Genomic DNA, 19,751 nt, shown 5'->3' on the forward strand with positions numbered 1-19,751 from the left:
CGGCCGTACCCCGAGAGCGGACCGGTCAGGGCGCTATGGTGACGGTGACCTCGGCGACCTTGGTCATGTCCGAGGAGCAGGCGAGGAAGACGGTCCCTCTCTCCCCGGGCTTGGCATTGACGATGGTGGCCGTGCCGACGAGCGCTCCACTGGCGTCGGCTTCGAGGTTGGTGATCCCGATGGGGGATCTGGCCGTGCTCTCACCCCCGACGAGCGAGCCCTCGGCGAGCCCGCCCTCGCTCGGATTGCCGCAGTTCCGCAGGGTCAGGCGGACGGTTTCGCCCAGCCGTGCGGTACTGGGGCTGACAGTGCCGATGAGATCGGTGTCATCGACGGCCGTCGCGACAGGGGCCGACCACCCCAGAGCGACGCATCCGGCGACGACGACGGCGGGTACCACGGTGAGTCGCATGGTGACCTCCCTCGGACGCGGCCTGCGCCTGCCACCCGAACGGATGACCACGGCGCGCCTCCTCCGACCGTAGGGAGGCGCCCTGTGCGCCGCGATGCCGATTAGCCCGAATGGGTGAGTCTCCCGCGGGTGGCGGTCGCTCACAGTGAGCGTGCACGTCTGAACGTGTCGGTTCGGCCCGGTAGGTACCGGGCCCCCGGGTCAGCCGACCCGGTGGCCGTTCTCCAGCTCCACCGTCCCCGAGCCCTCCGTCAGGACGTCGAGCGCGGCCACGACACGGCGGCCCAGTGCGCCCGGCAGGTGGTCGGTGAGCTCCTCGCGCGGCACGAGCCGCCAGGACAGCAGCTCCTCCTCCTGGAGACGGATCGCCTTGAGGTCCTCCTCACCGAGGATTCCGCCGTCGTACAGATACGCCACCAGCGGCGGCCGCGCCGTCCCGTGCACCCAGTCCACCGCGAGCAGCCGCCCGAGCTCGACATCGAGCCCGATCTCCTCCGCGGTCTCCCGCCGGGCGCCCTGCCGGGGCGTCTCCCCGGTGTCCGACTCGATCGTGCCGCCCGGAAGCGCCCACCCGTCACGGTAGTTGGGCTCGACGAGCAGCACCCGGCCCTCGGCGTCACGGAAGAGGACCGCGGCACCGGCGAGGACGCGGGGGAGGGAGGCGATGTACGTGGCGAAGTCCTCAGTGGTCATTGAGGAAGGGTAGCGACGGGGCGCCGGCCCCATGGGCCCGAGCCGCACGCGGCTCACTCGGCTCCGGCCTCCGCCAGCCGCACCGTCCGCTCCGCCAGCTCGCTGATGCGGATGCCGTCGAAGCCGAACACGGCGCTGCGGACCGTGTCCTCCAGGGGGTCCTTCCACTGCGCGGGGATCGCCTCCGCCCCCGTGAGGACGCCCGCGACCGAGCCCGCGGTCGCGCCGTTGGAGTCGGTGTCCAGGCCGCCGCGGACGGTCAGGGTGATCGTACGGGTGAAGTCGCCGTCGCCGTACAGAAGCCCGGCGGTGAGGACCGCGACGTTCGGGACGGTGTGGATCCAGCCGAGCCCGGCCGTCTCCTCGGACACCGTGTCGAGAGTCTCCTCCCAGCTCAGCCGGGTCTCATGGAGCGAGATCACCCGGCGTACGGTGCGGGCCAGCCGACTGCTCGCGGGGATCACCGTCAGCGCCGTGTCCAGGGCGTGCCGGACCGTGGGGGCGGTGAACGCCGCCGAGATCAGCGCGGCCGACCACATCGCGCCGTACACCCCGTTCCCGGTGTGCGACAGGACCGCGTCCCGGCGGGCCAGCGAGGCGGCGCGGAGCGGGACCCCCGGGCAGGTCCAGCCGTAGATGTCGGCGCGGATGAGGGCGCCGATCCACTCCTGGTACGGATTGTCGTACGTGGCGGTCAGCGTCGGCTTGAGGCCGTTGGCCAGATTGCGGTACGCGGCCCGCTCGGCCGTGAACGTCTGCAGATACGGCAGCCGCAGCAGCCACAGGTCGCCGACCTGCTCGGTGCTGAAGTCGAAACCGTGCGCCTCCAGCAGGGCGAGGCCGAGGATCGCGTAGTCGACGTCGTCGTCCCGGCAGCTGCCGTGGATGCGGCCGCGAACGCACTCGCGCCATTCGGGGCGCAGCTCGGCGCCGTCGCTCTCGGTGGCAGGCTCGGGCAGGTAGTCGGTGAGCGGCAGGGCCGAGGCCTGCCGCAGATAGCGGTCGATGCGCTCCCGCGTCCACAGATCGCCCTGCTCGACCGGCTTGCCGAGCATGTTGCCCGCGATCCGGCCCAGCCAGCCCCCGAGGACGCGGTCGGCGAGCTCGGTGCCCACAGGGGTCATAGCTGAAGGTCTACCCGATTCCGCGGGTGGTCGCGCGGTGTTGCGTGGGCCGGACGGGGCATGACGGCGGGGACGTGCGTTGGCTAAGGTCGCAGCGGCGCGACTGCCTTGACGTGCGCGGGGCTTGGAAGGCAAGGGGAGTGCAGGTGGCGGACGCTGCAGGGAACGACACTCGAACGGCACGGCGGGTGCTCATCGCCGCGGACAAGTTCAAGGGGTCGCTGACGGCCGTACAGGTCGCGGAGCGGGTGACGACGGGCCTGCGCAGAGTCGTGCCGGGCCTGGAGGTCGAGGCGCTGCCCGTCGCCGACGGCGGTGACGGGACGGTGGCCGCGGCGGTCGCGGCCGGGTTCGAACGACGTGAGATGCGGGTCGCGGGTCCGCTCGGCCACGAGGTGACGGCGGCGTTCGCGCTGCGCGGCGGCACCGCGGTCGTGGAGATGGCGGAGGCGAGCGGGCTGCAGCGGCTGCCGTCCGGTGTCTTCGCGCCGCTGACCGCGTCCACGTACGGCTCCGGGGAGCTGCTGCGGGCCGCGCTGGACGCGGGAGCGCGGACGATCGTGTTCGGGGTCGGCGGCAGCGCCACGACGGACGGCGGCGCCGGGATGCTGTCGGCGCTGGGCGCCCGGTTCCTGGACGAGGACGGGGAGCCGGTGCCGCCGGGCGGTGGCGGCCTCGCCGGTCTTGCGCGGGTCGACCTGTCCGGCCTCGATGCGCGCGTGTCCGCGGTGGAGCTGGTGCTCGCCAGCGACGTCGACAACCCGCTGACCGGCCCGAAGGGCGCGCCCGCGGTCTACGGCCCGCAGAAGGGGGCCTCCCCGGACGACGTGGAGACCCTGGACGCGGCGCTCGCGCACTACGCCAAGGTCCTGGAGGCGGCCGTGGGGGCGCGCGCCGCCGAGTACGCGGCGGCGCCGGGCGCGGGCGCGGCGGGCGGCATCGGCTTCGGCGCACTGATCCTGGGCGCGCGCTTCCGCCCCGGCATCGAGGTCATGCTGGACGTACTGGGCTTCGCCCCGGCGCTGGAGCGGGCCTCGCTGGTGATCACGGGTGAGGGCTCGCTGGACGAGCAGACGCTGCATGGGAAGGCACCGGCGGGTGTCGCCGCGGCGGCTCGTGCGGCCGGCAAGGAGGTCGTGGCGGTCTGCGGTCGCCTGGCGCTGACGGCACAAGCCCTGGAGAAGGCCGGTGTGCGCCGGGCGTACCCCCTGACGGAGGCGGAACCGGACGTGGCGAAGTGCATCGCGGACGCCGGGCCGATTCTGGAGCGGGTGGCGGAACGGATCGCCCGCGACCTGCTGGCCTGATCCCGAGGGTCTTCCGCCCCCGCCGGGGGCGAAACAACACACGCGCGGCCCGCGGGCATGAACATGAAAAGGGCCCCGAACCGAACCGGTTCGGGGCCCTTTTCATTGCGTACGACCGTTACGGCAGCTGCGCCGCCCGCGCCTCACGCCGATTGTCACGGAAGTTGTTCACCCGGCGAGCCGTCGCGAACAGCGGAATCACCGCACCCATGACCAGCTGCAGCGCGCAGCCCGTCTGGAGGAGCAGCTGGCCGCTCGGGGCGTCGAAGGCCCAGGCCGCCAGAAGCCCCATCGACAGGACGATCCACGACAGCATTGCCACCGCCAGACGCCCCCGCGGCTTCGGGTACTCCACCCGGCTCACCATCAGCCACGCCGTACCCAGAATCGCCAGCAGCGTGGCGAAGAACGGCAGCTCCAGCAGCACGATCGAGACGACCGTCAGCGCGCCGAACGGCGAGGGCATGCCCTGGAACGTGCCGTCCTTCACCGTCACGCACGAGAACCGCGCGAGCCGAAGCACCACCGCCAGCAGCACCACGATCGCTCCGACCGCGGCCACTCTCTGGTGCGCGTCGTCCGCCACCATGCCGTACACCAGCACGAAGTACGCCGGCGCCAGCCCGAAGCTGATCAGGTCGGAGAGGTTGTCCAGCTCCGCGCCCATCGGGGAGGAGCGGAGCTTACGGGCGACCAGGCCGTCGAACAGGTCGAAGACCGCCGCGCACAGCATCAGGATGACCGCCGTGGCCGCGCTGTGCCGGGCCATGCCCGCCGACTCGTCGTTGCCCGTCAGGTGCGGGATCAGGATGCCGGTGGTGGTGAAGTACACCGCCATGAAGCCGCACGTGGCGTTGCCGAGGGTGAGCGTGTCCGCTATTGAGAGGCGGAGCGAGAGAGGCATCTCCTCCTCGTCGTCCACCTCGTCGGCCTCCGGGACCCAGCCGGCCTTGGTGTCGGGATCAATCACGGTCAATGCGAGTCACCCCAGCCACCGTCTTCTGGCCGACCTCGACAGCGACCTCGACACCTTCCGGAAGGTAGATGTCGACGCGCGAGCCGAACCGGATCAGGCCGATCCGGTCGCCCTGCTCGACCTTCGTTCCCTGCGGGATGTAGGGGACGATGCGGCGGGCCACCGCGCCGGCGATCTGGATCATCTCGATGTCGCCGAGCTCGGTGTCGAAGTGCCACACGACGCGCTCGTTGTTCTCGCTCTCCTTGTTGAACGCCGGAACGAACCCGCCGGGGATGTGCTCGACCGACGTCACCGTGCCGGAGAGCGGCGCGCGGTTGACGTGGACATTGAGCGGGCTCATGAAGATCGCGACGCGGGTGCGTCCGTCCTTCCACGGCATGATGCTCTGCACCACACCGTCGGCCGGCGAGATGACCCGGCCCTGGGCGATCTCGCGCTCAGGGTCGCGGAAGAACCACAGCATGCCCGCCGCCAGCGCGGTGGCGGGTACGGCCACGGCCTTGGCGGCGCCGGAGCGGCGCGCCCGGGCCAGGCTGAGTGCTGCGGTGGCAACGGTCGGGAGAAGCCACGGCGATGCTCCGCGCGCGAGGCGGACCCGGCCGCGAGGTGCAGAGGTTTGGCTGTGGGGCATGGATGACCTTCGTAGCGGATGATGCCGCGCTTCAACGGGGGACGGCGGCTTTCCGGCGATCGTACCGGTCGCGGGCCGCAACTGGGCAAGCCAGGAAGCCGAGTCGGCGGCCGAAGAGTATGGACGGGGTGTGATCTTCTTCGCGGAGAAAACACCCCGAACCCGGACAACTAGCCCTGGAGTCGATACTCTTCGAGCAGTCGGCGACCGATGATCATTTTCTGGATTTCGGCGGTACCTTCACCGATCAGCAGCATCGGGGCCTCGCGGTAGAGACGCTCGATCTCGTACTCCTTCGAGAAGCCGTAGCCGCCGTGGATCCGGAAAGCATCCTCCACGACTTCCTTGCAGTACTCGGAGGCGAGGTACTTCGCCATCCCCGCTTCGAGGTCGTTTCGCTCTCCGGAGTCCTTTTTGCGCGCTGCGTTCACCATCATGGCATGCGCGGCCTCGACCTTGGTAGCCATCTCCGCCAGCTTGAACTGAATGGCCTGGTGCTGGGCGATCGGCCTGCCGAAGGTGTGCCGCTGCTGGGCGTAGGAAACGCCCAGCTCAAAGGCGCGCTGGGCGACACCGCAGCCACGCGCGGCCACGTTCACCCGGCCGACCTCCACGCCGTCCATCATTTGGTAAAACCCACGGCCGGTGACCCCGCCGAGTACCCGATTGGCCGGAATGCGCAGCCCGTCCATGATGAGTTCCGTGGTGTCGACACCCTTGTAACCCATCTTGTCGATCTTCCCGGGGATGGTGAGGCCCGGGCGGACCTCGCCGAAGCCGGGCTCCTTCTCCACCAGGAAGGTCGTCATCGACTTGTGGGGTGCCGTGCCCTCGGGGTGTCCTTCGTCACTCCGGACGAGCACGGCGACGAGCGAGGACGTGCCGCCGTTCGTCAGCCACATCTTCTGACCGGTCAGGACGTACTCGTCGCCGTCCTTGACCGCCTTCGACGTGATCGCCGACACATCGGAGCCCAGACCCGGCTCCGACATCGAGAAGGCGCCGCGGATCTCGCCCAGCGCCATCTTCGGCAGGAAATAGTCCTTCTGCTCCTGTGTGCCGTGCTGCTTGAGCATGTACGCCACAATGAAGTGCGTGTTGATGATGCCGGAGACCGACATCCAGCCGCGGGCGATCTCCTCCACGCACAGGGCGTAGGTGAGGAGCGACTCGCCCAGACCCCCGTACTCCTCGGGGATCATCAGGCCGAAGAGGCCGAGTTCCTTGAGGCCGTCGACGATCTGCTGCGGGTACTCGTCGCGGTGCTCCAGCTCTGTCGCGACCGGGATGATCTCCTTGTCCACGAAGCCACGGACGGTGGAGAGGATCTCCTGCTGGATGTCGGTCAGACCGGCGGTCTGGGCGAGACGGGCCATGGCCTACTTCTCCTGCTGCTTGAGCTCCGGGCGGCCCGGCTGCTCGCCGCCGCGTTCCTTGATGTACGTCTCGGTGGGCACCATCACCTTGCGGCGGAAGACGCACACGAGGGTGCCGTCCTGCTTGTAGCCCTTGGTCTCGACATGGACGATGCCGCGGTCGTTCTTCGACTTCGACGGCCACTTGTCGAGCACGGTCGTCTCGCCGTAGATCGTGTCACCGTGGAACGTCGGCGCCACGTGCTTGAGCGACTCGATCTCCAGGTTGGCGATCGCCTTGCCGGAGATGTCCGGGACGGACATGCCGAGCAGCAGCGAGTAGATGTAGTTCCCCACGACGACGTTCCGGCCGAAGTCCGTCGTCTTCTCCGCATAGTTCGTGTCCATGTGGAGCGGGTGGTGGTTCATGGTGAGGAGACAGAACAGGTGGTCGTCGTACTCCGTGACCGTCTTTCCCGGCCAGTGCTTGTACGTCGCCCCGATCTCGAACTCCTCGTAGGTCCGTCCGAACTGCATCGCGCTCAGGGCTCCTTAGCTGGCGGGGATCTCGAACTTGCTGGTGCGCTGCATGCCGGCGGCGCGTCCCTTGCCGGAGATGACCAGGGCCATCTTGCGGCTGGCCTCGTCGATCATCTCGTCGCCGAGCATCGCGGAGCCCTTCTTTCCGCCCGCCTCGGACGTGTAGTAGTCGTACGCGTCCAGGATCAGCTCGGCGTGGTCGTAGTCCTCCTGGGAGGGCGAGAAGATCTCGTTGGACGCCTCGACCTGGCCCGGGTGCAGCACCCACTTGCCGTCGAAGCCGAGGGCCGCGGCGCGCTGGGCGACCTCGCGGTAACCCTCCACGTTGCGGATCTGCAGGTAGGGGCCGTCGATCGCCTGGAGGTTGTTGGCGCGGGCGGCCATCAGGATCTTCATCAGGATGTAGTGGTACGCGTCCGCCGGGTAGCCGGGCGGCTGCTCGCCCACGACCAGCGACTTCATGTTGATCGACGCCATGAAGTCCGCCGGGCCGAAGATGATCGTCTCCACACGCGGGGAAGCCTGCGCGATCGCGTTGACGTTGTTGAGGCCCTGTGCGTTCTCGATCTGCGCCTCGATGCCGATCCTGCCGACCTCGAAGCCCATGGTCTTCTCGATCTGGGTCAGCAGGAGGTCCAGGGCGACGATCTGCTCGGCGTTCTGCACCTTGGGCAGCATGATGCAGTCCAGGTTCGGGCCCGCGCCCTCGACCACCGTCACGACGTCGCGGTACGTCCACTCGGTCGTCCAGTCGTTGACGCGCACGACCCGCGTCTTGCCCGTCCAGTCGCCCTCGTTGAGGAACTTGACGATGGTGTGCCGCGCCTCGGGCTTGGCCAGCGGCGCACACGCGTCCTCCAGGTCCAGGAAGACCTGGTCGGCGGGGAGGCCCTGCGCCTTCTCCAGGAAGCGGGGGTTGCTTCCCGGCACCGCGAGGCAGGAGCGCCGCGGACGCAGACGATTGACGGGCGTTGTCATGCGGGGACCTCCAGGGGGTCGAGCTTGTTCGCTTTCCGGATCTCGTCGACGATACGGCCGATGATCCCGGTGATGTCGAAGTCCTTCGGGGTGAAGACCGCTGCCACTCCAGCGGCCCTGAGCTGCTCGGCGTCACCGTTCGGGATGATCCCGCCGGCGATCACCGGGATGTCGGCCGCGCCGGCCTCGCGCAGCCGCTCCAGCACGTCCGGCACGAGCTGGGCGTGCGAGCCGGAGAGGATGGACAGGCCGACCGCGTGCACGTCCTCCGCGAGGGCCGCGTCCACGATCTGCTCGGGCGTGAGCCGGATGCCCTGGTAGACCACCTCGAACCCGGCGTCACGGGCCCGCACGGCGATCTGCTCGGCGCCGTTGGAGTGCCCGTCCAGGCCCGGCTTGCCGACCAGGAAGCGGAGCTTGCCCACGCCCAGATCACGGGCGGTGGCGTCCACCTTGCGGCGTACCTCGGCGAGGGCCGTGCCCTCCTCGGCGGCCACCGCCACCGGCGCTGACGAGACCCCGGTCGGCGCGCGGAACTCGCCGAACACCTCGCGCAGCGCCCCGGCCCACTCACCGGTCGTGACCCCGCTGCGGGCGCACTCCAGGGTGGCTTCCATGAGGTTGCCGGTGCCCTTGGCCGCCTCCTTCAGCCGCTCCAGCGCCTTGCACGGGCGCGGGTGGTTGAAGGGCGGCTGGTAGCGGGTGTCGCGCCAGCGCTGGAGCGAGGCGATGACGCGCGCCTCGACCGCCGGGTCGACCGTCTGGATCGCGGTGTCCAGATCGGCCGTGAGCGGGTTCGGCTCGGTCGTCTCGAAGATGTTGACGCCGACGATCTTCTCCCGGCCGGACTCGATACGCGCCCGGCGCTCCGCGTGCGAGGCGACGAGCTGCGACTTCAGGTAGCCCGACTCGACGGCGGCCATCGCGCCGCCCATCTCCTGGATCCGCTCGATCTCGGCGAGCGACTCCTCGACGAGCGTGGCGACCTTCGCCTCGACGACGTGCGAGCCCTCGAAGATGTCGTCGTACTCCAGCAGGTCGCTCTCGTGCGCGAGCACCTGCTGGATGCGCAGCGACCACTGCTGGTCCCAGGGCCGGGGTAGGCCCAGTGCCTCGTTCCAGGCCGGGAGCTGGACGGCACGCGCGCGTGCGTCCTTCGAGAGGGTCACGGCCAGCATTTCGAGCACGATCCGCTGGACGTTGTTCTCGGGCTGGGCCTCCGTCAGGCCCAGGGAGTTGACCTGGACGCCGTAGCGGAAACGGCGGTGCTTGGGGTCCTCGATGCCGTACCGCTCACGCGTGATCCGGTCCCAGATCCGCCCGAAGGCCCGCATCTTGCACATCTCCTCGATGAAGCGGACGCCCGCGTTCACGAAGAAGGAGATACGGCCGACGACGTCGCCCATGCGCTCCTGCGGCACCTGGCCGCTGTCGCGCACCGCGTCGAGAACGGCGATCGCCGTGGACATGGCGTACGCGATCTCCTGGACCGGCGTGGCGCCCGCCTCCTGCAGGTGGTAGCTGCAGATGTTGATCGGGTTCCACTTGGGCATGTGGGAGACCGTGTACGCGATCATGTCCGTCGTCAGGCGCAGACTCGGCCCCGGCGGGAACACGTGCGTGCCCCGCGACAGGTACTCCTTGACGATGTCGTTCTGGGTCGTCCCCTGGAGCTTGGTGATGTCCGCGCCCTGCTCCTCCGCGACGACCTGGTAGAGCGCCAGCAGCCACATGGCCGTGGCGTTGATCGTCATCGAGGTGTTCATCTGCTCCAGGGGGATGTCCTGGAACAGCCGGCGCATGTCACCGAGGTGCGCGACCGGGACCCCGACCCGGCCGACCTCGCCGCGGGCGAGGATGTGGTCGGAGTCGTAGCCGGTCTGTGTCGGCAGGTCGAACGCGACCGACAGGCCGGTCTGGCCCTTGGCGAGGTTGCGCCGGTACAGCTCGTTGGACGCCTCGGCCGTGGAGTGACCGGCGTACGTCCGCATGAGCCAAGGCCGGTCCTTCTGACGCTCTGTCATCTATGACCTCCGCCGTCCTCAGATGTTCCGGAAGCGGTTGATGGCGTCGACGTGCTTGGCGCGCAGCTCCTCGTCGCGCACGCCCAGGCCCTCCTGGGGAGCGAGGCAGAGGACGCCGACCTTGCCCTGGTGGAGGTTGCGGTGGACGTCGTACGCGGCCTGACCGGTCTCCTCCAGCGGGTACACCTTCGAGAGCGTCGGGTGGATCTTGCCCTTCGCGATGAGCCGGTTGGCCTCCCAGGCCTCGCGGTAGTTGGCGAAGTGCGAGCCGATGATCCGCTTCAGGGACATCCACAGGTAGCGGTTGTCGTACTCGTGGTTGTACCCGGAGGTCGAGGCGCAGGTGACGATCGTGCCGCCCTTGCGCGTGACGTAGACCGAGGCGCCGAAGGTCTCACGGCCCGGGTGTTCGAAGACGATGTCGACGTCCTCGCCGCCGGTCAGCTCGCGGATGCGCTTGCCGAAGCGCTTCCACTCCTTCGGGTCCTGGGTGTGCTCGTCCTTCCAGAACTTGTAGTCCTCGGCGGTGCGGTCGATGATCGCCTCGGCGCCCATCGAGCGGCAGATCTCCGCCTTGGCGGGCGAGGAGACGACACAGATGGGGTTGGCGCCGCCCGCGAGCGCGAACTGGGTCGCGTACGAGCCGAGGCCGCCGCTCGCGCCCCAGATCAGCACGTTGTCGCCCTGCTTCATCTGGGCGCCGTTGCGGGAGACGAGCTGCCGATAGGCGGTGGAGTTGACCAGGCCGGGGGCGGCGGCCTCCTCCCAGCTCAGGTGGTCCGGCTTGGGCATCAGCTGGTTGGACTTGACGAGAGCGATCTCGGCAAGGCCGCCGAAGTTGGTCTCGAAGCCCCAGATGCGCTGCTCGGGGTCGAGCATCGTGTCGTTGTGGCCGTCCGAGGACTCCAGCTCCACCGACAGGCAGTGCGCGACGACCTCGTCACCGGGCTTCCAGGCGTTGACGCCCGGGCCGGTGCGCAGGACGACGCCCGCGAGGTCGGAGCCGATGATGTGGTACGGCAGGTCGTGGCGCCTGGTGAGCTCGGAGAGCTTGCCGTAGCGCTCCAGGAAGCCGAAGGTCGGCAGGGGCTCGAAGATCGAGGTCCACACCGAGTTGTAGTTGACGGAGGAGGCCATGACGGCCACCAGGGCCTCGCCCGGGCCGAGCTCGGGCAGTGGGACCTCGTCCAGGTGCAGCGACTTGCGGGGGTCCTTGTCGCGGGTGGTGAGCCCGGCGAACATCTCCGTCTCGTCCTTGTGCACGGTGACCGCGCGGTACGACTCGGGGAGCGGCAGAGCGGCGAAATCGGCGGACGTGGCCGTCCCCGACTGAATCGCGTCCAGGATGTCCTTCACGGTGTTGCCTCCGGCGAATGGCGTCTTGAGGGGAGACGCTGAGGGTTACGTCGGTGTGCTGCTGCTGGTGTGAAAGGTGCCGTCGGTTCGGCGGAGGTGGTGCTTGGCAGCGCTTTGTGGCGCGGGAGGGTGCCTGTGACGCAGGCGTCCGGGCGCGCTCGCCGAGGGAGGCTTGCGGGGACAGCCGGCGCACGAATGGTCTCTGCACGCCGGCCGCCCGGACATGACCAACGTATGGCACGGCGTGTCACCCCGCAAGGCACTGGGTGCCAGAAATTGCCCTCAGATGAAATATCCGCGTAACAAATGAGCGATGATCGATCAGAGTCACCCCTGAGTAGGCGCAACGCACTGCGGGCCTGCGGAGGCACTCAGTGCCTCCGCAGGCCCGCCAGTGATGCGTCCGAACGGGTGAACGGCGTGAACGGCTAGGAACGCTCCTTGAGCGCCTGCTCGATGGTGCGCATGACCTCGTCCAGGGGCGCGTCGGTCCTGGCCACCGTCACCAGCACCTCCCCCTGCGTCGTCGCGGAGGCCGGCGCCGTTCGGGGCGCGGCCTTGCGCCCGGCTCCGATGCCCGTGCCGAACGTCTTGCGCACGATCGCGAAAGCGTGGTCGAGCTGGGCCTCGACGTCTCCCTGGCCGCCCGCCCGCAGCCAGCGCCGCAGTACGTGGTTGTGTGCCGTGACGACCGCCGACGCGGCGACCTCCGCGAGCAGCGGATCGTCGTTCGCGTCGTCGTCGTGCGCGTGCTCGTCGAAGTGGCCCAGCAGATAGCGGGTGAAGAGGCGCTCGTAACGGGCCACCGAGGCGATCTCCGCCTCGCGCAGCGTCGGCACCTCGCGCGTCAGCTTGTAGCGCTGCACGGAGATCTCCGGCCGGGCCGCGTACATCCTCATGACTTCCTTGATGCCGCGGCACACCGTGTCGAGCGGGTGCTCGTGCGGAGGCGCGGCGTTCAGCACCGCCTCGGCCCGGATCAAGGTGTCGTCGTGGTCGGGGAAGATCGCCTCTTCCTTGGAACGGAAGTGGCGGAAGAAAGTGCGCCGGGCGACCCCGGCGGCCGCCGCGATCTCGTCGACGGTGGTCGCTTCGTACCCTTTGGTGGCGAACAGCTCCATGGCCGCGGCCGCCAGTTCTCGGCGCATCTTGAGCCGCTGGGCGGCGGCACGACTGCCTGCCGCACTCTCCGGTGCGTCGGGCGTGGCTGGTGGACGTGAGGACTTGGCGGGCTGGGACATGACCCGAACGTACTGCATGTGCGCAGGGTGATGCGCATGCCCCGGGTTCCCCCCGCCCCAGGGGGGCGGGGGGTGACCGGCGGGGTCCAGCAGTCCGCCCCAGTCGGCGTCGCCCGTGGACCAGTCGCCGGGCCGGTCAGCGCTTGGCATATTCGCGGAAGCCGCGGCCGGTCTTGCGGCCGAGGCAGCCCGCGGCCACCAGGTGCTCCAGGAGTGGGGCCGGTGCCAGGCCCGGGTCGCGGAACTCGCGGTGCAGGACCTTCTCGATGGCCAGCGAGACATCGAGACCGACCACGTCGAGCAGTTCGAACGGACCCATCGGGTAGCCGCCGCCCAGCTTCATCGCCGCGTCTATGTCGTCGAGAGACGCATAGTGCTCCTGCACCATCTTGATCGCGTTGTTGAGGTACGGGAACAGCAGGGCGTTCACGATGAATCCGGCGCGGTCGCCGCAGTCCACCGGGTGCTTCCTGATCGATCCGCACAGCTCGCGGACCGTCGCGTGCACGTCGTCCGCGGTCAGCACCGTACGGACCACCTCGACCAGCTTCATGGCCGGCGCCGGGTTGAAGAAATGCATGCCGATGACGTCCTGCGGGCGCGAGGTGGCGCGGGCGCAGGCGACGACGGGCAGCGAGGAGGTGGTGGTGGCCAGGATCGCGCCGGGCTTGCAGACCTTGTCGAACGTGGCGAACAGCTGCTGCTTGATCTCCAGGTCCTCGGCGACGGCCTCCAGGGCCAGGTCGACGTCCGCGAAGGCGTCGTAGGTGCCCGTCGGCCGGATCCGGTCGAGCGTCTGCGCGGCCGCCTCGGCCGTCATCCGGCCCTTGTCGACCGAACGTGCGAGCGACTTGCCGATCCGGGTCTTGGCGGCCTGGGCCTTCTCCTCGGTGCGGGCGGCGAGGACGACCTCGTACCCGGCCTTGGCGAAGACCTCGGCGATCCCGGACGCCATGGTGCCGGAGCCGGCGACACCGACCGAGCGGACCGGGCGCCCCGGGACCAGGGAGCCGCCCTCCAGGGGAGTCAGCGCGTCCCGCACGACGGTCGGGCTGCCGGGCGCCTCGTAGGTGTAGAAGCCGCGCCCCGACTTGCGCCCGGTCAGGCCCGCCTCGCTGAGCTGCCTGAGGATCGGCGCGGGCGCGTGCAGCCGGTCACGGGAGGCGGCGTACATGGCCTCCAGGACCGTACGGGCCGTGTCGACGCCGATCAGGTCGAGCAGGGCGAGCGGCCCCATGGGCAGCCCGCAGCCCAGCTTCATCGCCGCGTCGATGTCCTCGCGGGAGGCGTATTTGGCCTCGTACATCGCGGCGGCCTGGTTGAGGTAGCCGAACAGCAGACCGTCGGCGACGAATCCGGGCCGGTCGCCCACCGCGACGGGCTCCTTGCCCAGGTCGAGGGCGAGGTTGGTCACCGCGGTGATGGCGGCTGGGGCGGTCAGCACGGACGAGACGACCTCGACCAGCCGCATCGCCGGCGCCGGGTTGAAGAAGTGCAGCCCGAGAACGCGCTCCGGGCGGGCCGAGTCGGCCGCGAGCCGGGTGACGGAGAGGGCGTTGGTGCCGGTGGCCAGGATGGTGTCCGGACGCACGATGCCGTCGAGGGTGCGGAAGACCTGCTGTTTGATCTCGTACGACTCCGGGACCACCTCGATGACCAGATCGGCGTCGGCGGCGGCCTGCACGTCCGTGAAGGTGCGGAAGCGGGCGAGGGCGTCGTCGCGCTCCTGCTCGGTCAGCCGTCCGCGGCTCACGGCGCGGGCGGTGGCGGCCTCCAGGGAGGCGACGGCCTGGGTGGTCGCGGCCTCGCTGATGTCGATGCCGACGACCTCGCGGCCGGCCCGGGTCAGCACCTCGGCGATGCCGGTGCCCATGGTGCCGAGACCGACCACGGCAATGGTCTTGAGCGGGGACAGAGGGGTGTCGGACAGGGGAGTGGCCATGGCGGGACTCCAGAGATGAGGGTGACGACTGAGGAGCGCGCCTGGATACGCCAAGGGGCGCACACAGTGCGAGGAGTGCGGGTGTTTGCCGGGCTGACGAGCGCACACGCCCGGTGTCGTCCACAGGCGTGCACACGCCCGGAACGGTGATCCGACCGGCCCTGTCCCGGAGCCGAGTCGTACTGAGGTACGCGATGTACCGAACCGACCAGCACTCGCGGTGGCTGCGTCACCAGGCCACCGCAAGTCGCGCGAGTGGGTAACTCGCTCGATTGAGCTTAACTGACGGGTAACGAGCGCGCCACCCCCCGGACTTTGTGATGTGGCCCCCGCGTCTGGCCCGCACGCCTAGGCTCGGCCCATGGACGAAGCGTTGCGATCACTCACGGAGCGTGTACAGGCGGAGTCCGGCGGGTCCCCGGTGTACGAGCGGCTGATGGCCACCGACGACCTCGACCGGCTGGCCGCCGTGCTGACCGAGCCCGGGCAGCCGCTGTGGGCACGGGAGCTGGCCGCCTTCCGGCTGGGCGTCGCGGGGGACCGACGGGCGTTCGAGGCGCTCGTGCTGCTGCTCAACCACCGCGACCCGCAGCGCTGCGCGACGGCCGCGCACGCCCTGGCCCGGCTCGGCGACCCGCGCACCGCCCGCGCGGCGGCCGCCCTCGCCACGAACGAACTCCGCGTCGCCTACGCCCTCCACCCCGTACGCCTGCTCGTCGAGCTGCGCGCCCCCGAGGCCGTGCCCGCGCTGATCACCACGCTGGAACGCAGACTGCGGCCGCACGATCCGTACCGGAAGGTAGCGCTCGCCTGCGTGGAAGGGCTCGGCGCCCTCGGCGACGACCGGGCCGGACCCGTGCTGAACGAGGCGCTCGCGCACCCGGCGCTGGCCGAGGCGGCGGTGCACGCGCTGGCGCGCATCCCCGGGCAACGGTGAGCCGTCACCGGCAGCGGTGAGCCGCGGGCCGTGGAGCGGCAACCTGGCCGCGTACCGCACCTCGGGCACGGCGACCCCGTCCAGGTCACGGGTTGCTCGCACGGTCACGGGTTATACGGGGCGCTCGGGCAGCACGGCGTACGCCTCGATCTCCATCAGGAACTCCGGGCGCACCAGCGCCACCACCTGCACCGCCGACGCGGCGGGCAGACGGTCCTCGGGTATGTGCTCGGCGCGGGCCGCGCGGATCGCCGGCAGGTACGCCATGTCCGTGACGAAGAAGGTCAGTTTGACCACGTCGTCGAACGCGGCCCCGGCGGCGGCCAGACAGCGGCGGAGGTTCTCGAAGACCTGCCGGGCCTGCGCGGCCGGGTCGCCCTCGCCGACGAGCTTGCCGTTCTCGTCCAGGGCGAGCTGGCCGGAGACCGCGACGAAGCGCCCGGACCCGACGACGACGTGGGTGTAGGCGGCGGCAGGGGCGACGCCGTCGGGGGCGGGAATCCTGGTCAGCTCACTCATGCGTCCATGGTGGACCATGGGTCTGACAACGCCCCCGACGGGCCGCTCAATCACTGCTCAACCCTGCTCAACCCTGTTCAGCCGCGGAAGCCGAGCAGCCCGTGCAGCGTCGAACCGCGTGAGCCGGCGGACGCCGTCTTGGCGCTCAGTGGCTCGGGATCGGGCAGTTTCCGGCACACCGCGTCGACCTCGCCGCGGCCGTGCGGCACCGTGCCGTCGGTGAGGTACGCCGCCAGGTACTTGTCCAGGCAGGCGTTCCCGCTCAGCGTGATGCCGTGGTTCCCGCCGCCCTGCTCGACCACCAGGCTGGAGCCGCGCAGCAGGTGATGCACCGTCACGCCGCCCCGGTACGGGGTGGCGGCGTCGTCGGTCGCCTGGAACAGCAGCGTCGGCGGCAGCGCGTCGTTGGCCAGGTTCACCGGCCGCAGCGGCGCCGTCGGCATGAAGAGGCACGGCGCGTTGTACCAGGCGTTGCTCCAGGCCATGAACGGCGCCTTCTTGTACACGGCCCAGGTGTCCTTGTGCCACTGCCCCCAGTCGCGCGGCCAGGAGGCGTCACGGCACTGCACCGAGGCGTAGACGCTGTAGCCGTTCTCGCCCGAGGCGTCGACCGCGCCGAAGCTCTTGTGTACCTCGGCCAGCGGGCCGGGGTTCTTGTCGTTCACGTACGCCGCGAACGCCTCGGCGAGGAAGGGCCAGTAACCGTTGTAGTAGCCGCCCGGGACGAAGGTGTCCTCCAGCTCGGAGGCGCCCACCTTCTTCATGGCCGGGTTCTTGGCCAGTGCCGCCCGCATCGCGTACCACTTGGCCTCGACCCTGGCCGGGTCGGTGCCGAGCCGGTACGTCGCGTCGTGCTTGGCGACCCACGCCAGGAACGCCAGATGGCGGTCGTTGAACGCGTAGTCCTGCTGGATGTTGTCGTCGTACCAGACACCCGTGGGGTCGACGATGGAGTCGAGCACCAGACGGCGTACCCGCTGCGGGAAGAGCTTCGCGTAGACGGCGCCCAGGTAGGTGCCGTACGAGTACCCGAAGTAGTTGACCTTCTCGGCGCCCAGCGACTGCCGGATCGCGTCCATGTCCCGCGCGGCGCTGATGGTGTCGATGTACGACAGCACGCGCGCGTACTTGGTGGCGCACGACCTGGCGAACGACACGACACGGGTGAGGTTGGCCCTCTCCAGGGCGGGTGTGCCGGGCACCGAGTCCGGGCGCACCGGGTTGAAGTAACCGGGCGTGCAGTTCAGGGCGGGCTCGCTCTTGCCCACGCCCCGTGGATCGAAGCCGATGACGTCGTACTGCGCCGCCACCGCCTTGGGCAGCGAGGACGCCACGAATCCGGCGAGCGTGAGACCGCTGCCGCCGGGCCCGCCGGGGTTGACCAGCAGCGGTCCTTGATAGGTCTTCGCGGTGTGCGGGACACGCGACAGCGCCAGCGTGATCTGCTGTCGGTGCGGGTCCGTGTAGTCGAGCGGAACCGTCACGGACGCGCACTGGAGCGTCGGATACTTCGGGTTGCCGCACTTCTTCCAGGTGAGTTTCGCCGCTTGCGCGGTGTCCGCGGTGCGCGGAGCGCTCGCGTCGGCCGGGACGGAGGTGAGCATCCCGGCCACCACGACGGCGGCACCGCACAGCACGGCTGCGCGTTTTGTCATTGTTCAGGCCTCCCAGGACGGAGGGGGTCGGACCAGGAATGTCCGGTCCTCGCCGTATCGTCCCTAAAAGCCCGTCAAGAAGTGCGCGTTCAGGTCAGACTTGACCCAATTGGGTCGCCGGAAGCCCTCGGATGCTGTCAGAGAAGCGAGAGTTGAGTGGGTCCGGTCGTCGGGTGCTCGGCCGCGGCCTGCTCGGTCATCGTGTGCTCGGCCACCGCGTGCTCGGGCAGCGGCTCGGCCCGGCGGATCCTGCGCGGCATCCCCGCGCACGTGGGGCCGATGCCGTACTCCTGGGCCAGATCGTGCACCTGACGGGTGATCCGGCGCTGGTACCACTTCGGGGCGTACGCGCCCTCCGCGTACAGCCGCTCGTAACGGCGTACGAGATACGGGTGGCGGCGCTCCAGCCAGGCCATGAACCACTCACGGGCCCCCGGGCGCAGATGCAGTACCAGCGGTGTCACCGAGGTGGCTCCGGCGGCGGCGATCGCCCGCACGGTGGCGCGCAGTTGGGCCGGATGGTCGCTCAGGAACGGGATCACCGGGGCCATCAGGACCCCGCAGCCGATGCCGTGCTCCCCCAGGGTGCGCACGACGTCCAGGCGGCGCTCCGGTGCCGGGGTGCCCGGCTCGACGGTGCGCCACAGCTCCTGGTCGACGAAGCCGATGGAGACGGAGATGCCGACGTCGGTGACCTCCGAGGCCTGCTTCAGCAGGTCGAGGTCGCGCAGGATCAGCGTGCCCTTGGTGAGGATGGAGAACGGGTTGGCGTGGTCGCGCAGGGCCGCGATGATGCCCGGCATCAGCCGGTAGCGGCCCTCGGCCCGCTGGTAGCAGTCGACGTTGGTGCCCATCGCGATGTGCTCGCCGTGCCAGCGGCGCGAGCCGAGGTGGGCCCGCAGCAGCTCCGGGGCATTGACCTTCACCACGATCTGGGTGTCGAAGCCGAGCCCCGTGTCGAGATCCAGGTAGCTGTGGGTCTTGCGCGCGAAGCAGTACACGCACGCGTGCGTGCAGCCCCGATAGGGGTTGACCGTCCATTCGAACGGCATGCGGGAGGCGCCGGGCACCCGGTTCACGATCGAGCGGGCCCGGACCTCGTGGAAGGTGATGCCACGGAACTCCGGGGTGTCGAACGTGCGGGTCGTCACCGCGTCCGCGTCGAACAGCGCGGCGGTGTGGGCGGTGGCGGGGTTCTCGGCCAGATGGTCCCAGCGCATGGGCGCCTCCTCGGTAGCACTGGGGCACAGAATAGAACACGCGTTCCCTTGATCGTGAGATTAATTCGATCGATCGTTCGATAGGCCTGATTCGCGGGTGTCACGCCTGATGGTCGGTGCCGCACCCCGGTCGCGAGAAATCCGGAGGAGTGGGTGACGGCCCTCGTCGATTCCTTCGTCTCACCGGCCCCCGACAAGTCCCCGGCGTGACATCGCGCGGGGCGCGGTGGGCGTGTGCGGCCACTGGCGAGGGTTCGACGCCCCGGCCATGAGCGCGCCCCGGGTGTGATGGGATGGCGCACACCCCATCACATGTACAGGAAGAGGAAAGTCATGGCGCAGGTCGAGGCCACGACGGAGCGGATCATCGCGGCGGACGCGGAGACGGTGTTCGACACCGTCGCCGACTACAGCGGCACCCGGGCGAGGCTGCTGTCCGAGCACTTCAGTGAGTACGAGGTGCGAGAGGGCGGCGACGGCGAGGGCACCCTCGTGCACTGGAAGCTCCAGGCCACCAGCAAGCGCGTTCGTGACTGCCTCCTGGAGGTGAGCGAGCCGACCGACGGCGAACTCGTCGAGAAGGACCGCAACTCCTCCATGGTCACCACCTGGCGGGTCACCCCGGCCGGCGAGGGGAAGTCCCGCGTCGTCGTCACCACCACCTGGAAGGGTGCCGGCGGCATCGGCGGCTTCTTCGAGAAGACCTTCGCTCCCAAGGGCCTCGGCCGGATCTACGACGCGGTGCTCGCCAAGCTGGCCGCCGAGGTGGAGAAGTAACACCGCGCGCTCCGGGGGCGCGGAGCCCGAGCCCCGAGCCCCGGAGCGCACCCCGCCGGTC

Annotated in this window: 18 protein-coding genes; 3 read left to right on the plus strand and 15 right to left on the minus strand. The window is 69.8% G+C overall.

Going from position 1 to position 19,751, the window contains the following annotated elements; all coding sequences use genetic code 11:
- Window positions 1-25: 25 nt before the first annotated feature.
- From Q2K21_RS12570 to Q2K21_RS12580, 3 genes are all read right to left on the minus strand, one after another.
- Window positions 26-412: a hypothetical protein gene (locus tag Q2K21_RS12570; RefSeq protein ID WP_310769997.1), complete on the minus strand. Its 387-nt coding sequence runs from the start codon at window positions 410-412 to the stop codon at window positions 26-28.
- A 201-nt stretch (window positions 413-613) separates the two neighbouring features.
- Window positions 614-1,105, minus strand: a complete 492-nt coding sequence (locus Q2K21_RS12575) for an NUDIX hydrolase (protein ID WP_310769999.1) — start codon at window positions 1,103-1,105, stop codon at window positions 614-616.
- A 53-nt stretch (window positions 1,106-1,158) separates the two neighbouring features.
- Complete coding sequence (locus tag Q2K21_RS12580; RefSeq protein WP_310770001.1) at window positions 1,159-2,229, minus strand: ADP-ribosylglycohydrolase family protein; 1,071 nt, start codon at window positions 2,227-2,229, stop codon at window positions 1,159-1,161.
- 146 nt (window positions 2,230-2,375) lie between these two features.
- Between Q2K21_RS12580 and Q2K21_RS12585 the strand changes: the two genes are divergently transcribed.
- Complete coding sequence (locus Q2K21_RS12585) at window positions 2,376-3,536, plus strand: glycerate kinase (RefSeq protein WP_310770004.1); 1,161 nt, start codon at window positions 2,376-2,378, stop codon at window positions 3,534-3,536.
- Window positions 3,537-3,654: 118 nt separating this feature from the next.
- On the opposite strand, the gene pssA is transcribed toward Q2K21_RS12585, so the two are convergent.
- The 9 genes from pssA to Q2K21_RS12630 form a co-directional block, all read right to left on the minus strand.
- Window positions 3,655-4,440 carry a CDP-diacylglycerol--serine O-phosphatidyltransferase gene (gene pssA / locus Q2K21_RS12590; protein ID WP_310780898.1) on the minus strand — a complete coding sequence of 262 codons (786 nt, stop codon included), beginning with the start codon at window positions 4,438-4,440 and terminating at the stop codon, window positions 3,655-3,657.
- Between the two features lie 58 nt (window positions 4,441-4,498).
- On the minus strand, window positions 4,499-5,146 hold the full coding sequence (locus Q2K21_RS12595; protein ID WP_310780900.1) for a phosphatidylserine decarboxylase: 648 nt from the start codon (window positions 5,144-5,146) through the stop codon (window positions 4,499-4,501).
- 170 nt (window positions 5,147-5,316) lie between these two features.
- Complete coding sequence (locus Q2K21_RS12600) at window positions 5,317-6,522, minus strand: acyl-CoA dehydrogenase family protein (RefSeq protein WP_310770005.1); 1,206 nt, start codon at window positions 6,520-6,522, stop codon at window positions 5,317-5,319.
- A 3-nt stretch (window positions 6,523-6,525) separates the two neighbouring features.
- On the minus strand, window positions 6,526-7,038 hold the full coding sequence (locus tag Q2K21_RS12605) for a MaoC family dehydratase (RefSeq protein WP_310770007.1): 513 nt from the start codon (window positions 7,036-7,038) through the stop codon (window positions 6,526-6,528).
- A gap of 15 nt (window positions 7,039-7,053) precedes the next feature.
- A complete protein-coding gene (locus tag Q2K21_RS12610) occupies window positions 7,054-8,019 on the minus strand; it encodes an HpcH/HpaI aldolase/citrate lyase family protein (RefSeq protein WP_310770009.1) in 966 nt (321 codons plus the stop codon).
- Window positions 8,016-10,043 (minus strand): protein meaA, encoded by a 2,028-nt coding sequence (locus Q2K21_RS12615; RefSeq protein WP_310770011.1) that lies wholly within the window; start codon window positions 10,041-10,043, stop codon window positions 8,016-8,018. The genes Q2K21_RS12610 and Q2K21_RS12615 overlap by 4 nt, the downstream gene beginning before the upstream one ends.
- An 18-nt stretch (window positions 10,044-10,061) precedes the next feature.
- Window positions 10,062-11,399, minus strand: a complete 1,338-nt coding sequence (gene ccrA / locus Q2K21_RS12620) for a crotonyl-CoA carboxylase/reductase (protein WP_310770012.1) — start codon at window positions 11,397-11,399, stop codon at window positions 10,062-10,064.
- Window positions 11,400-11,827: 428 nt separating this feature from the next.
- Window positions 11,828-12,640 carry a TetR family transcriptional regulator gene (locus Q2K21_RS12625; RefSeq protein ID WP_310780902.1) on the minus strand — a complete coding sequence of 271 codons (813 nt, stop codon included), beginning with the start codon at window positions 12,638-12,640 and terminating at the stop codon, window positions 11,828-11,830.
- Window positions 12,641-12,776: 136 nt separating this feature from the next.
- Entirely contained in the window at window positions 12,777-14,582 is a 1,806-nt protein-coding gene (locus Q2K21_RS12630; protein WP_310770014.1) for a 3-hydroxyacyl-CoA dehydrogenase family protein, read from the minus strand.
- Window positions 14,583-14,943: 361 nt separating this feature from the next.
- Between Q2K21_RS12630 and Q2K21_RS12635 the strand changes: the two genes are divergently transcribed.
- Entirely contained in the window at window positions 14,944-15,519 is a 576-nt protein-coding gene (locus Q2K21_RS12635) for an adenylosuccinate lyase (RefSeq protein ID WP_310770016.1), read from the plus strand.
- A 111-nt stretch (window positions 15,520-15,630) separates the two neighbouring features.
- Here Q2K21_RS12635 and Q2K21_RS12640 read toward each other — a convergent pair whose 3' ends face one another.
- From Q2K21_RS12640 to Q2K21_RS12650, 3 genes are all read right to left on the minus strand, one after another.
- A complete protein-coding gene (locus Q2K21_RS12640; protein ID WP_310770018.1) occupies window positions 15,631-16,038 on the minus strand; it encodes a RidA family protein in 408 nt (135 codons plus the stop codon).
- Window positions 16,039-16,115: 77 nt separating this feature from the next.
- Window positions 16,116-17,693: an alpha/beta hydrolase gene (locus Q2K21_RS12645; protein WP_310770020.1), complete on the minus strand. Its 1,578-nt coding sequence runs from the start codon at window positions 17,691-17,693 to the stop codon at window positions 16,116-16,118.
- Window positions 17,694-17,830: 137 nt separating this feature from the next.
- Window positions 17,831-18,913: an Rv2578c family radical SAM protein gene (locus tag Q2K21_RS12650; RefSeq protein ID WP_310770021.1), complete on the minus strand. Its 1,083-nt coding sequence runs from the start codon at window positions 18,911-18,913 to the stop codon at window positions 17,831-17,833.
- A 333-nt stretch (window positions 18,914-19,246) separates the two neighbouring features.
- Between Q2K21_RS12650 and Q2K21_RS12655 the strand changes: the two genes are divergently transcribed.
- Window positions 19,247-19,690 carry an SRPBCC family protein gene (locus Q2K21_RS12655; RefSeq protein WP_310770023.1) on the plus strand — a complete coding sequence of 148 codons (444 nt, stop codon included), beginning with the start codon at window positions 19,247-19,249 and terminating at the stop codon, window positions 19,688-19,690.
- Window positions 19,691-19,751: the final 61 nt, after the last annotated feature.

This window comes from Streptomyces sp. CGMCC 4.7035 (genome assembly GCF_031583065.1).
GTDB classification, from domain to species: Bacteria; Actinomycetota; Actinomycetes; order Streptomycetales; family Streptomycetaceae; genus Streptomyces; species Streptomyces yaanensis.

Excerpts from the sequence above, each read along its gene's own strand:
- Q2K21_RS12570 (WP_310769997.1), bottom strand. The coding sequence starts at position 412 with ATGCGACTCACCGTGGTACCCGCCGTCGTCGTCGCCGGATGCGTCGCT.
- Q2K21_RS12575 (WP_310769999.1), bottom strand. The coding sequence starts at position 1,105 with ATGACCACTGAGGACTTCGCCACGTACATCGCCTCCCTCCCCCGCGTC.
- Q2K21_RS12580 (WP_310770001.1), bottom strand. The coding sequence starts at position 2,229 with ATGACCCCTGTGGGCACCGAGCTCGCCGACCGCGTCCTCGGGGGCTGG.
- pssA (WP_310780898.1), bottom strand. The coding sequence starts at position 4,440 with ATGCCTCTCTCGCTCCGCCTCTCAATAGCGGACACGCTCACCCTCGGC.
- Q2K21_RS12595 (WP_310780900.1), bottom strand. The coding sequence starts at position 5,146 with ATGCCCCACAGCCAAACCTCTGCACCTCGCGGCCGGGTCCGCCTCGCG.
- Q2K21_RS12600 (WP_310770005.1), bottom strand. The coding sequence starts at position 6,522 with ATGGCCCGTCTCGCCCAGACCGCCGGTCTGACCGACATCCAGCAGGAG.
- Q2K21_RS12605 (WP_310770007.1), bottom strand. The coding sequence starts at position 7,038 with ATGCAGTTCGGACGGACCTACGAGGAGTTCGAGATCGGGGCGACGTAC.
- Q2K21_RS12610 (WP_310770009.1), bottom strand. The coding sequence starts at position 8,019 with ATGACAACGCCCGTCAATCGTCTGCGTCCGCGGCGCTCCTGCCTCGCG.
- Q2K21_RS12615 (WP_310770011.1), bottom strand. The coding sequence starts at position 10,043 with ATGACAGAGCGTCAGAAGGACCGGCCTTGGCTCATGCGGACGTACGCC.
- Q2K21_RS12625 (WP_310780902.1), bottom strand. The coding sequence starts at position 12,640 with ATGTCCCAGCCCGCCAAGTCCTCACGTCCACCAGCCACGCCCGACGCA.
- Q2K21_RS12630 (WP_310770014.1), bottom strand. The coding sequence starts at position 14,582 with ATGGCCACTCCCCTGTCCGACACCCCTCTGTCCCCGCTCAAGACCATT.
- Q2K21_RS12635 (WP_310770016.1), top strand. The coding sequence starts at position 14,944 with ATGGACGAAGCGTTGCGATCACTCACGGAGCGTGTACAGGCGGAGTCC.
- Q2K21_RS12640 (WP_310770018.1), bottom strand. The coding sequence starts at position 16,038 with ATGAGTGAGCTGACCAGGATTCCCGCCCCCGACGGCGTCGCCCCTGCC.
- Q2K21_RS12645 (WP_310770020.1), bottom strand. The coding sequence starts at position 17,693 with ATGACAAAACGCGCAGCCGTGCTGTGCGGTGCCGCCGTCGTGGTGGCC.
- Q2K21_RS12650 (WP_310770021.1), bottom strand. The coding sequence starts at position 18,913 with ATGCGCTGGGACCATCTGGCCGAGAACCCCGCCACCGCCCACACCGCC.
- Q2K21_RS12655 (WP_310770023.1), top strand. The coding sequence starts at position 19,247 with ATGGCGCAGGTCGAGGCCACGACGGAGCGGATCATCGCGGCGGACGCG.